This is a genomic window from Paracoccus sp. SSK6, from assembly GCF_039770665.1.
GTDB lineage: Bacteria > Pseudomonadota > Alphaproteobacteria > Rhodobacterales > Rhodobacteraceae > Paracoccus.
Genome location: NZ_JBDPNJ010000011.1, coordinates 89,774 through 101,440 on the forward strand (window position 1 = coordinate 89,774; position 11,667 = coordinate 101,440).

At 65.2% G+C, this 11,667-nt stretch carries 10 protein-coding genes; 1 reads left to right on the plus strand and 9 read right to left on the minus strand.

Going from position 1 to position 11,667, the window contains the following annotated elements:
• Positions 1 to 68 precede the first annotated feature (68 nt).
• The 8 genes from AAIL68_RS09890 to AAIL68_RS09925 form a co-directional block, all read right to left on the minus strand.
• Positions 69 to 839: a squalene/phytoene synthase family protein gene (locus AAIL68_RS09890; protein WP_347139611.1), complete on the minus strand. Its 771-nt coding sequence runs from the start codon at positions 837 to 839 to the stop codon at positions 69 to 71.
• The gene (cysS, locus tag AAIL68_RS09895; protein ID WP_347139612.1) at positions 836 to 2,254 is read right to left on the minus strand and encodes a cysteine--tRNA ligase; all 1,419 of its coding nucleotides are present in this window, start codon (positions 2,252 to 2,254) and stop codon (positions 836 to 838) included. Before cysS ends, AAIL68_RS09890 begins: the two co-directional genes overlap by 4 nt.
• Positions 2,255 to 2,281: 27 nt before the next feature.
• A complete protein-coding gene (locus AAIL68_RS09900; RefSeq protein WP_347139613.1) occupies positions 2,282 to 3,505 on the minus strand; it encodes a glycosyltransferase in 1,224 nt (407 codons plus the stop codon).
• Positions 3,502 to 5,139: an ABC transporter ATP-binding protein gene (locus tag AAIL68_RS09905; RefSeq protein WP_347139624.1), complete on the minus strand. Its 1,638-nt coding sequence runs from the start codon at positions 5,137 to 5,139 to the stop codon at positions 3,502 to 3,504. Before AAIL68_RS09905 ends, AAIL68_RS09900 begins: the two co-directional genes overlap by 4 nt.
• 71 nt (positions 5,140 to 5,210) lie before the next feature.
• Positions 5,211 to 6,314 (minus strand): ABC transporter permease, encoded by a 1,104-nt coding sequence (locus AAIL68_RS09910; RefSeq protein WP_347139614.1) that lies wholly within the window; start codon positions 6,312 to 6,314, stop codon positions 5,211 to 5,213.
• A complete protein-coding gene (locus AAIL68_RS09915; protein ID WP_347139615.1) occupies positions 6,314 to 7,390 on the minus strand; it encodes a microcin C ABC transporter permease YejB in 1,077 nt (358 codons plus the stop codon). The genes AAIL68_RS09910 and AAIL68_RS09915 overlap by 1 nt, the downstream gene beginning before the upstream one ends.
• A gap of 85 nt (positions 7,391 to 7,475) precedes the next feature.
• Positions 7,476 to 9,338: an extracellular solute-binding protein gene (locus AAIL68_RS09920; RefSeq protein WP_347139616.1), complete on the minus strand. Its 1,863-nt coding sequence runs from the start codon at positions 9,336 to 9,338 to the stop codon at positions 7,476 to 7,478.
• 145 nt (positions 9,339 to 9,483) lie between these two features.
• Positions 9,484 to 10,020: a cytochrome c family protein gene (locus tag AAIL68_RS09925; protein ID WP_347139617.1), complete on the minus strand. Its 537-nt coding sequence runs from the start codon at positions 10,018 to 10,020 to the stop codon at positions 9,484 to 9,486.
• Positions 10,021 to 10,135: 115 nt separating this feature from the next.
• Between AAIL68_RS09925 and AAIL68_RS09930 the strand changes: the two genes are divergently transcribed.
• Complete coding sequence (locus tag AAIL68_RS09930) at positions 10,136 to 10,993, plus strand: prephenate dehydratase (RefSeq protein WP_347139618.1); 858 nt, start codon at positions 10,136 to 10,138, stop codon at positions 10,991 to 10,993.
• On the opposite strand, the gene AAIL68_RS09935 is transcribed toward AAIL68_RS09930, so the two are convergent.
• Entirely contained in the window at positions 10,990 to 11,442 is a 453-nt protein-coding gene (locus AAIL68_RS09935; protein ID WP_347139619.1) for a hypothetical protein, read from the minus strand. The genes AAIL68_RS09930 and AAIL68_RS09935 overlap by 4 nt on opposite strands.
• Between the last annotated feature and the right edge of the window lie 225 nt (positions 11,443 to 11,667).

An 11,667-nucleotide genomic window follows, 5' to 3' on the forward strand; every position in this document is an offset into this window, starting at 1 on the left:
GGCCTCAATTCCTTTCATATCAGGGAAAGGGTGAAAAGAGGGTTTATGCGTATCGCATCCGCCCGGTCCTAGCGCCACCACCGCCCCGTCAAGGCCAGCCAAGCCAGCGATGCCTGTCGCTGAAAAGGCGTGATATCAGGCACTTGCGCAAAGCAGTTGATGTTGCCCTTCAACACGCCATTCAGGAACTGCGGCACGTTCGGGCCGGGATACAGCGCGCCGGTCGCCCGCCTGGGCAGCAGGCGGCGGGACCGGGCGGCGCGATGCAGCGTGTCTTGCGCGATCCCGGCCAGGGCAATCGCATCCTCGGGCCGGGCGTGAGCCAGGCCAAGCCCCCAGGGTTGCAGGCGCGGCAGCGCGCGCAGCCAGGCAGCCAGTCCGGCGCCAAGCGCCTGGTCGGCGACCACGCCCCGCGCCTCGGCAGGGGTGCCAAGCCGTTCCGCCGCCAGTCCCATCAGCTGGCCCGCCGTGTCGTTCACGTAATCCACCACCGCGTCAGGACCGGCCAGCGGTTCCCTTTCGCAGTCGCGGCGGCGAGCCTCGGCCAAGGGAACGGCGAAGCCCGCGTCCTTGCCCCAAACCTCCCACAGGGGTGTCAGAACATCATGCAGGGGGGGCGGCTTGCCCATCCCCATCTCGGCCAGCCGGTCGATCCACCATTGCAGCCGCATCTCGGCCAGCATCGGCTCGGACGACTGGAAGGGCGCGCGGGCGATTTCGAGGTTCAGCGCGTAAAGCGTTATCAGTGAAGGACGATCCTCCGGCCTTGCAACCAATACTGCGCCGAAGCGGTCGGGATCCCCGCTGCGCACCAGTTCGGTGCAGGCCTCCAGCGTCACGCCAGCAGATCCTCGGCAATGCGGGCCACGTCCCTTTGCACCGTGGTCGGGCGGACCAACAACTCGATCCCGGCCTTGGACATGCGCACCTCCAGTCCCGCGCCGGTCAGGTCGGCCTTTGCCTGGTCAAGGCGCGAGAAGTCCTTGGAGACCATCGCCTGCGCCCGAAGATCCGCCAGCCGATCCTGCAAAGCGACGAGGATCTGGTCAAAGTCCTTGAAGGCCGACTGGCTGTCCAGTGCCTGGTAATCGGCCCGCATCCAGTCGTCACCGCCCGCCTGCAGCAACCCGATGAAGCGGGCCGAGGCCAGCAGCAGCGCCGGATCGTCCCTCAGCCGGTGCAGCACGGCAATCGCGCCCGGCGTGTTCAGGTCATTGGCGATGGCCTCGACCACCTCGGGATGCGGCGCGGCGGCGGGCTCCACGTCCTTGGTCAGCAGACGCCATTGCCACAGGATGTCGCGCGCCTCGTCCGCCTTGGCCTGGGTCCAGTCCATCGGCTTGCGGTAATGGGTGGACAGCAGCACATAGCGGATCACCTCGCCCGCGATGCGCCGGTCCAGCAGGTCGCGCACGGTGAAGAAGTTGCCAAGCGACTTGGACATCTTCTTGCCTTCGACCTGCAGCATCTCGTTATGCAGCCAGACATTGGCGAAGGACGCCTCGGGATGCGCGCAGCAGCTTTGCGCGACCTCGTTTTCGTGATGCGGGAATTGAAGGTCGATGCCGCCGCCGTGGATGTCGAAGCTTGGCCCCAGCAGCGCGGCCGACATGGCCGAGCATTCGATATGCCAGCCGGGGCGCCCCCGGCCCCAAGGGCTGTCCCAGCCGGGTTGATCGGCATCGGAGGGTTTCCACAACACGAAATCCATCGGATCGCGCTTGAAGGGCGCGACCTCGACCCGCGCGCCGGCGATCATGTCATCGACGGACCGGCCCGACAGGCGGCCGTATTCGGGGAAGGAGCGCACGTCGAACAGCACATGCCCCTCGACCTCATAGGCGTTGCCGCGGGCGATCAGGGTCTCGATCATCGCCACCATCTGCACGATGTATTCGGTCGCGCGGGGCTCGTGGTCGGGGCGGTCGGCGCCAAGGGCGTCCATGTCGTCGTGATACCAGGCGACGGTTTCCTCGGTGATCTCGCGGATGTCGCGGCCGGTGGCAGCGGCGCGGGCGTTGATCTTGTCGTCCACGTCGGTGAAGTTGCGGACATAGGTGACGTGATCCGCGCCATAGACATGGCGCAGCAGACGCACCAGCACGTCGAAGACCAGCACGGGGCGGGCATTGCCCAGATGCGCGCGGTCATAGACTGTCGGCCCGCACAGATAGAGACGCACGTTCCGGGGGTCCAGCGGCTGGAACGTCTGCTTGGTTCGCGTGCGGGTATTCGTCAGCCGGATCTCGACCATGATGCGCCTTTCCTTGTCACCGCGGGTCTAGCCCATCGGCGCATGGCTTTCCACCCATGCGATCTGGCGCGGCAGGCTGTGGCGGTGAAGGTCATAGCCGTCAAGGATCGTCCGGCGCGCCGCGGCCCGCAGCCGGTCGGCGTCGGGATCGCCCGCCAGCCCCCGGATCAGCGCGGCAGATAGCGCGGGCACGTCGAAGAAGGACACCAGCCGGCTGTTTTCGCCGTCCCGGATCAACTCGCGCACGGGTTCGGTGTCGGAGGCCACGACATAGCCGCCCGCCGACAACGCCTCGGTCAGCGACCAGGACAGCACGAAGGGATAGGTCAGGTAGCAGTGGACCTTGGCTAGCTGGATCAGCGACAGGTAGTCGGGATAGGCCACGCGTCCCAGGAAATGGACGCGCGACAGATCCAGCCGGTCGCCCAGTTCGGCGAGCATCCTGGCCTTCCAGCTGCCGCCATCTTTCGGCGCATTGCCATAGCTGACGCCCTCGGCCCCGACGACAACCACCTGCGCCTGAGGTCGGGCCGCCAGAACCTCGGGCAGCGCGCGCATGAAGACGTGAAAGCCGCGATAGGGTTCCAGCGAGCGACTGACATAGGACAGCACCTCATCCCCCGCGCGCAGCACCTGCCCGCCCGGCAGGGTCAGGTGGGCTGCCGGGTTCGGACAGACGCGGGCCGTGTCGATGCCGTCATGAATGACCGTGATCCTGGCGCGCAGTTCGGGCGGGAAGCTGTCGGCCTGGTAGCGGGTGGGAGAGATCGCCGCGTCCGCCTGAAAGATCCCTTGGATCAGATGGGCGCTGCGGGCCAGGGCCATCATCCGGGCTTCGTCGGTGTCGGCCTGGAACTCGGGGTCGAAGCCCACGTCATGGCCGCGCGTGCGATAGAGAAGCTCGGCATAGACCAGAAGCTTCGCCTTGGGCCAGATTTCCTGCAGGAACAGCGTCTCGCCCCAGCCGGTATGGCCGATGATGATGTCGGGCGTGAAGCCGTGCCGGTCCCGCAGCGCCCGCGCCGCCCGCGCCGCCAGATAGCCGCGTTCGGCGTGTCCCGCATAGCTGCGGCCGAAGGCGCTGTTCGTTTCGACCGGATCGGGCGCCTTGTAGCGCATGGTCGCGACCGGGCTTGGCCGCTGGTTCTTCTCATCCGTAAGCGCCAGCACCTGATGCCCGCGCGCGGCCAAGGCGGGGGCCAGATGCGGGAACTGTCCGGGAAAGTTCTGGTGGACGAACAGGATCTTCATCGGTGATGGTCGCGGAACGCCGCCGCCAGCAGCGCGCGCGTGTAGTCCTGCTGCGGGTCGTCAAAGATCTGGGCGGTGCTGCCCTGCTCCACCACCTCGCCCGCGCGCATGACCATGATCTTGTGCGACATGGCGCGGACCACGCGCAGGTCGTGGCTGATGAACAGGAAGGCCAGCCCGTATTTCTGCTGCAAGCCGCGCAGAAGCTGGACGATCTGCACCTGCACCGTCATGTCCAGGGCGCTTGTCGGTTCGTCCAGGACGACAACCTTCGGGCGCAGGATCATCGCTCGGGCGATGGCGATGCGCTGGCGCTGGCCGCCGGAGAATTCGTGGGGATAGCGGTGCATCGTTTCGGGCCGCAGCCCCACCTCGGCCATGATGTCCGCGACCATCTGGCGGCGGTCGCGGCCCTTTTCGACGCCGTGGACGGTCAGGCCCTCGGCGATGATCTGTTCCACGGTCATGCGCGGGGACAGGCTGCCGAAGGGATCCTGGAAGACGATCTGCATGTCGCGGCGCAGTTTCCGCAACTGCCGCGACTGCCAGGCCGAGATGTCCTGCCCCATGAACAGGATCGGCCCGTCGCTGTCGATCAACCGCATGATCGCCAAGGCCAGCGTGGTCTTGCCGGATCCGGATTCACCCACGATGCCCAGCGTCTCGCCCGCGCGCACGGTCAGGGTGGCGCCGTTCACGGCCTTCACATGGCCCACGGTCTTGCGCAGCAGGCCCCGCTGGATCGGAAACCAGACCTTCAGATCCTGTGTCTCGACCATCGTTGCCGCGCCTTCGGGAACGGGATCGACGGTGCCGGTGGGCTCGGCCGCCAGCAGCTTGCGGGTGTAGTCATGCTGGGGATCGGCAAAGATCGCCTCGACCGGGCCTTGCTCGACGATCTCGCCATCCTTCATCACGCAGACGCGGTCGGCAATGCGGCGGACGATGCCCAGGTCGTGGCTGATGAACAGCATCGACAGGCCCTCGGCCGCCTTGAGTTCCGCCAGCAGGTCCAAGATCTGCGCCTGGATCGTCACATCCAGCGCCGTCGTCGGTTCGTCCGCGATCAGCAGAGCCGGCCCGTTCGCCAGCGCCATCGCGATCATCACCCGCTGGCGCTGCCCGCCGGACAACTGGTGCGGATAATCGGCCAGCCGGCTTTCCGGGTCGCGGATGCCCACGCGGGTCAGCAGGTCCACGATCCGCGCGCGCGCCCTTGCCCCCGTCAGCCCCTGGTGCAGCGCAAGGCTTTCGCCCAACTGCCGTTCCAGCGTGTGCAGCGGGTTCAGCGAGGTCATCGGTTCCTGGAAGATGAAGCTGATGTCATCGCCCCGGATGTCGCGCAGCACGCGGTCGGGGGCGCCGACCATTTCCCGGCCTTCGTATTTGACCGAGCCTTCGACCAGGGCGGATTCGCCCAGAAGCTGGACGGTGGACAGCGCCGTGACCGACTTTCCCGAACCGGATTCGCCCACAAGCGCGACCGTCTCACCCTTGCCGATATGGAAGCTGACGCCCTTGACAGCCGGGACGATGCGGCCTTCCTGGCGAAAGCTGATGCGAAGGTCGCGCACCGCCAGAACGGCGTCGCTGGCGGGCGACGGGACGGGGTGGCCCTGCCCTTCCCCCGGCATCTGCGCGCCATTATCCTCGGCCACGGCGGCGGCTGCGCCGGGGGCGGGAATGACGGGATGCAGGTCGTCGGTCATTTGAACGTCTTTCGCGGATCGAAGGCGTCGCGCACCCCTTCGAAGATGAAGACCAGGAGCGACAGCATGATCGCGAAGGTGAAGAAGGCCGTGAAGGCCAGCCAGGGCGCCTGCAGGTTCTGCTTGGCCTGAAGCGCCAGTTCGCCCAGCGAGGGCGCGGAAGCGGGCAGCCCGTAGCCCAGATAGTCAAGCGCGGCCAGTCCGCTGATCGTGCCGGTCACGACAAAGGGCAGCATGGTCAGCGTGGCGACCATGGCATTGGGCAGGATGTGGCGGAACATGATGGTGCGGTCGCCCACGCCAAGCGCACGGGCGGCGCGGACATATTCGAAGTTGCGCGCCCGCAGGAATTCCGCCCGGACCACCCCCACAAGCGCGGGCCAGCCGAACAGGATGGTGACGAAGACCAAGAGCCAGAAGCTGCGCCCCAGAATGGCGAACAGGATGATGATGACGTAAAGCGACGGCGTGGAGGCCCAGATCTCCAGCACCCGTTGGAACACAAGGTCCGTGCGTCCGCCGAAATATCCCTGGATCGCGCCCGCCGCGATGCCGACGGTGGACGCCACCACCGTCACGATCAGCGTGAACAGGATCGAGATGCGGAAGCCATAGATCACCCGCGCCAGCACATCGCGCGCCGTATCGTCGGTGCCCAGCCAATGCGTGCCGTCCGGCGCACTCGGGGCGCTGCCGACATTGTTGATGGTCGAATAATGGAAAGGGATCGGCGGCCAGATCATCCAGCCCTGGTCTTCCTTGGGAATGTCGCTGGTCCCGGCCTTGACGGCGGCGATCAGATCCTCGGGCGTGTCCCAGCAGTCTTGACTGCCGCCGGTAACGATCAGGCATTGCACGGCGGGGTCGGTATAGATCGCCTCGGTCCCGAAATCGCCGCCGAAGGCCGTTTCGGGATAGAAGCGATAGGCGGGGAAATAAAGCTCGCCCTTGTAGCTGGCGACGATCGGCTTGTCGTTGGCCACGATCTCGGCGCACATGGCGACGACGAACAGCACCGAGAAGATCACCAGCGACCAGAAGGCCCGGCCATTGCGGCGGAAATTGCGCCAGCGGCGGCGGTTGAGTTCGCTCAGCGCCATCAACCGGCCCTCGATTCAAAGTCGATGCGCGGATCGACGAAGACATACATCATGTCCGACAGGATCCCCACGACCAGGCTCAGCAGGCCGAAGACATAAAGCGTGCCGAAGATCACCGGATAGTCGCGCTGCACGGCAGCCTCGAACCCCAGGCGGCCGAGGCCGTCCAGCGAAAAGACCGTCTCGATCAGGATGGATGCGCCGAAGAACACCCCCAGGAACACCGCCGGAAAGCCCGCGATCACGATCAGCATGGCGTTACGGAAGACATGGCCGTAAAGGACGCGCCCCTCGGTAAGGCCCTTGGCGCGGGCGGTCATCACATATTGCTTGTTGATCTCGTCCAGAAAACTGTTCTTGGTCAACAGGGTTAGCGTGGCAAAGCTGGAAATCGTCGAGGCCACGACCGGCAGCGTCGCGTGCCAGGCATAGTCCTTGATCTTTCCCCACAGGCTCAGGTCCGCGAAGTTGTCGCTGGTCAGCCCCCGCAGCGGAAAGATCTGCCAATAGCTGCCGCCGGCGAACAGCACCATCAGCAGGACCGCGAACAGGAAGGCCGGGATCGCATAGGCCATGATGATCACGCCCGAGGTCCATGTGTCGAACCGTGTGCCGTCGCGCACCGCCTTGCGGATGCCCAGCGGGATCGAGATCAAATAGGCCAGCAGCGTGGACCACAGGCCCAGCGTGATCGACACCGGCATCTTTTCCACCACAAGGTCGATGACACTGATCGACCGGAACCAACTGGTCCCGAAATCGAAGGTCAGATAGTTGCCCATCATCGTCAGGAATCGCTGCAAAGGCGGCTTGTCGAAGCCGAATTCCTTTTCAAGCTGGGCGATGAATTCGGGCGGCAGGCCGCGCGCGCCCTCATAGCCCTCGACCACGCCGGTATCGGCTCCGGCCCCTGCGCCCGAGATGTTGCTGAAGGCGTCGCCCGACCCCTGCACCTGGGCCGCGATCTGTTCGATGGGGCCGCCGGGTACGAATTGCGTCAAGGTGAAGTTCACCACCATGATCCCGATCAGCGTCGGGATGATCAGCAGCAACCGCCGCAGGATATAGGCGCCCATCGGATTGCCCTTGCCCCTTGCAGGCCTTGGCGGCCCGTTTCTTCTGTTCCGCCCTTGTCGGGCCGGACTGCCGAGAAATCAACCCTCAGCGGATCGCGCGGCTGGCCTTCAGTTCCGCCTCGCGGGCGGTATCGGCCCACCAGAAATCCAGCGTACCAAGCGCATAGGGCGGCATCTGTTCGGGATGGCGATACATGTCGTAATAGGCCAGCGTGTATTCGGCCTTGAACCACTTGGGCACCCAGAAGCGCAGGCTGCGCAGCGCGCGGTCAAGCGCGTGGATGGCGACGATGTTGTCTTCCTGCGTTTCCGCCTGCTGGCCCAGTTCAAGCAGCTTGTCGATGGCGGGGTTCGCAAGGCCCATCGGGTTGAACACGTCGTCCTTGTCCTCGGACCCGAAGACCTGGCCGGCATAGCCGCCGATGGCATAGGACTGGCCCAAGCTGTCCTCGACCATGTCGAAGTTCTTGGACCGGGTACGAAGCTGCATCTCGGCATTGTCCACGCGGCGGTTTGTGGCGTCAATGCCGATGGCGCGCAGGTTCTGGACGAAGGGGTTGATGATGCGGTCGTTGCCCACGTCGTCGTTCAGGATCTCGATGCTCAGAACCTCTCCGGCGGCGTTGCGGCGCATCCCGTCGCTACCGACGGTCCAGCCTGCCTCGTCCAGCAGGGCCACGGCGCGGCGCATGTTCTTGCGATCAAGCTGGCGTTCGCCGGACGTGGGCTGGACCACCGCGGGTTCGGTCAGGATGCCCGCAGGCAGGTCGCCTGCGACGGGTTCCAGCAGCGCGAGTTCCTCGGGCGACGGGGGGCCGTCGGCGCGGAATTCGCTGTTGTCCCAGAAGGAATTGACCCGCGTTTCCAGGCCATACAGCAGCGTCTGGTTCGTCCATTCGAAGTTGAACATCAGCCCGATCGCCTCGCGCACGCGGATGTCCTGGAACTTCGGGCGCCGCAGGTTGAAGACCCAGCCGTCGCCGGTGGCGATGGTCCCGTCGGGCAGCGTTTCGCGCACCACCGCGCCGGAAGCCAGCGCCGGAAAGTCATAGCGCGTGGACCAGTGCATCGAGGATGTCTCGTTGCGGAAGGTGTATTCGCCCGCCTTGAAGGCCTCGAAAGCGCTGTCGAAGTCGCCGAACATCTCGTACCGGATGCGGTCATAGTTGAAGCGGCCCCGGTTGATCGGCAGATCCTTGCCCCAGTAATCGGGGTTGCGCTTCACGACCATGGTGCGGCCCATATCGGCGCGGTCGAACATGTAGGGACCGGATCCGATGTAAGGGATCGTGGTGCTCTGCTCCAGGTCGCGCTTGTTGTCCTCGAAGTCCTTTTTCGAGAAGACGATCTGGTTGCCCATCTGCGAAATCACGTCGCGGCGGGGATATCCTTCGGCAAAGGTGAACTTGATGCGGTGGTCGTCCAGAACCTCGGCCTTGGCGATCATCTGCTGCATCGCCATGCGGAAGGACGACAGGCCCTTGTCGCGCAGCGTTTCGAAGCTGAACAGCACGTCATGGGCGGTCAGCGGCGTACCGTCGCTGAACTTCGCCTCGGGGCGCAGGTTGAAGATCACCCAGTCCTTGCTTTCGGGATATTCCAGCGTTTCGCACAGAAGGCAGTAATCGACGCCCAATTCGTCCGCCGGGCTGTCCATCAGCCGTTCAAGCTGGATCACCGACAGGGCGATGGCGCGGCCCCGATGGGTGAAGGGGTTGTAGCTGTCAAAGCCCCCGACCGCGCCGAAGGAAATCTCGCCGCCCTTCGGCGCATCGGGGTTCACATAGCGATAGTGCGGGAAATCGGCGGGCAGCGCCGGTTCGCCGAACAGGGCGATGGCATGGGTCTTGATGATCTTCTCGGCCCCGTCAGTCGCCGGTGCCTCTTGCGACAGGGCGGCGGATGCCGGGGCAAGGGCCAGGGCGGCGATCAGGGCAAGGCGGTGCATCGGCAAACTCCGGCAATGGTGTCTGCTGCACGCTAGGCAGCGCCGGGGACACGATCAAGCCGCGATTTCGTGAGGAGACGGCGCGCCCCGTCACGAAAAAAGGCGCATCCGGGGATGCGCCTTCCTGTCGGTTCCGGTGCAGGCCTTACTGCTGGCTTTGCAGATAGGCGATGATGTCGGCGCGGTCCTGCGGATCCTTCAGGCCCGCGAAGGACATCTTGGTGCCCGACACGACGCCCTTGGGGTTGGCCAGGAACTCCTGCAGCGCCTCGGGCGTCCACTGCGGCGCATCGGCCTTGTGCTCGACCATGGCGGGCGAATAGCTGAAGCCCGCGACGGATGCGACCTCGCGGCCCACGACGCCGTTCAGGTGCGGGCCGACGCCATCGGTGCCGTCCAGCTTGTGGCAGGCCTTGCACTTGCCGAAGTCCTTTTCGCCCGCGGCGGCATCGGCGGATGCCAGCAGGGCCGCGAAGTCGATCTGTTCCTCGGCCGCTTCCTCGCCGCCGCCGGCCGCTTCCTCGACCGGGATGGTATAGGCCTGCGCGACCTCCTCGCCCTCGCCATGATGGGCCGCGCCCACGTGATACAGCGATCCCGCCGCCCAGTTGGCCAGCATCAGAAACAGCAGCGCGCCGATCAGCGCGCCTGCGGCCTTGGTCACGGTCATGGTGTTGAACATCGCGTGCGATCCCCGCTTTGGTAAGCTCGTCAATTCGTCGGGTATCTATCCGCTTTCGCTTTGAAGGATCAAGGTATAGTTGACCGCAGGACCACTCAAAATTCGGACAGCGGCCATGACGACCACGACCAACCGCATCGCGTTCCAGGGCGAACCCGGCGCCTACAGCCACCAGGCCTGCCACAATGCGCGCCCCGGCATGGAGGCCCTGCCCTGCCACACCTTCGAGGACGTGATCGAGGCCGTGCGCAGCCACCAGGCGGATCTGGCCATGCTGCCGGTCGAAAACTCGACCTATGGCCGGGTGGCCGACATCCACCACCTGCTGCCCGAATCCGGCCTGCACATCATCGACGAGGCCTTCGTGCGCGTCCATATCAGCCTGCTGGCCGTTCCCGGCACGCCGCTGTCCCAGGTGCGCGAGGCGATGAGCCACACGGTCCTTCTGGGCCAGTGCCGGGGCTTCATGCGCAAGCACGGCATCCGCGCCATCACCGGCGCCGATACGGCGGGCTCCGCGAAAGAGGTGGCGCTGCGCGGCGAGCCCTCGCTGGCCGCCCTGGCCGCGCCCCTTGCGGGCGAGATCTACGGCCTGGAACGGCTGGCCGACCAGATCGAGGACCGGCAGAACAACACCACCCGTTTCCTGATCATGGCGCGCGAGCCCGATTACAGCCGCCGGGCCGAACGGATGCTGACCTCCTTCGTCTTCCGGGTCCGCAACATTCCCGCCGCGCTCTACAAGGCCATGGGCGGCTTCGCCACGAATGGCGTCAACATGACCAAGCTGGAAAGCTACATGGTGGACGGCGTCTTCACCGCGACGCAGTTCTATGCCGATGTCGAAGGCCACCCCGAGGATCCGGCCCTGCAGCGCGCGCTTGAGGAGCTGCGCTATTTTACGTCGTCGCTGGACATGCTGGGCGTCTATCCCGCCGATCCCCTGCGCGAGGCGCAGTTGCGCGCCGCCTAGGCCGCGCGCAGATGGGTCACGAAATCCGTGATCCGCTGGTCGTATTTGCGGTCCAGCTGCGACTTGCCCAGCTTGGCCGTCTGCAACAGAAGCCGCGCGCGCATGCTGCGGGGGCGGACCTCGGTTTCGAACAGAAGGCGTGACTTGACGCGGCTCAGCGCCACAACCGTCATGTTGATCGACAGGTCGAACTGGTCGGAATGGCCTTCAAGGGTGATGTGGGACGGCCGGTCGAAGCGCGTCACATCCAGGCGGACCGACCGCCGCTGCCCGCGCCAGTTGAAATCGACGACCCAGCCCAGTCCCGTGCCCGGTTCCTGCGCAGGATCGACGCGGCGAACAGCAACGCCGCGCGCCACCAGGGCGCGCTCGCTTCGGGAAAAGTCACCGGCGATGTCGAACAGATCGCTTGCGGGAATGTTGGTGTCAATGCGGGTCGAAAATTTCATTCTTGGCTACCATCGGAAGCATGGCTGCGGTGGCGGCACCGCGAACCCTGCGGTTCATAATCCAACAACCCTAACCGATTCAATGGAGGGGAACCACCATCGCCCCGTGCAATCACAAAATGCGCTTGTTCAGTTGCGGTCAGGATAATGCGACCGTTTTGCACGTGCAAATTAATTAAACGCAATGGCCAACAATCTTTAGTTGAGCGGATCGATCATGGCGGC